We start from the raw sequence: 615 nt of genomic DNA on the forward strand, positions 1-615 counted from the left end.
TTTGTTCTTTATTTTTACTTTCTGATTTTTATGTCTGTTAGCGTGGGCTTTTACATGGGTTGAGTCTACAAATTGTATTTTTGTGTCTACGAATCCATAATTCATTGCTTGGTCTAGGATATTTTCGAATATTTGATTGAATATGTCTGTATTTTTAAATCTTCTTTCATAGTTTTTTCCGAAACTTGAGAAGTGTGGAACCTTATCGTAGAAGTCAAGTCCTAAGAACCAACGATAGGCTATGTTTACTTCTACTTCTCTTATTGTTTGTCTCATGCTGTTTATGTTGAAAAAGTATTGTAGGATTACAAGTTTTATTAATACTACTGGGTCTATACTTGGTCTACCTGTTGTTTGTGAGTATTTATCTTCTACTAGGTCGTATATGAAGTTGAAATCTATGTGTTTATCTATTTTTCTTAATATGTGATTTTTTGGAACTAGTTGTTCTACTGATACCATTTGGACTTGTTCAGTATTATTATTTTCGTTTTTATGTAGCATAACTTCCTCCATCTTTAGCATATTTATACCCATAGATGGCTTGTTTTAAGCATTTATCGCATGAAAAAAGTAGATGAAGTTGCATTTTTCATCTACTTTGTCTACAGTCTG

General features: G+C 31.1%; 1 protein-coding gene. It reads right to left on the minus strand.

Annotation, left to right across the window (positions count from 1 at the left end; all coding sequences use genetic code 11):
- Nucleotides 1-504, minus strand: a 504-nt coding sequence (locus HMPREF2782_RS02345; RefSeq protein ID WP_186821644.1) for a transposase, incomplete at its 3' end; no start/stop codon positions are given.
- Between the last annotated feature and the right edge of the window lie 111 nt (nucleotides 505-615).

The organism is Anaerococcus sp. HMSC068A02, assembly GCF_001811125.1.
Taxonomy (GTDB): Bacteria; Bacillota; Clostridia; order Tissierellales; family Peptoniphilaceae; genus Anaerococcus; species Anaerococcus vaginalis_C.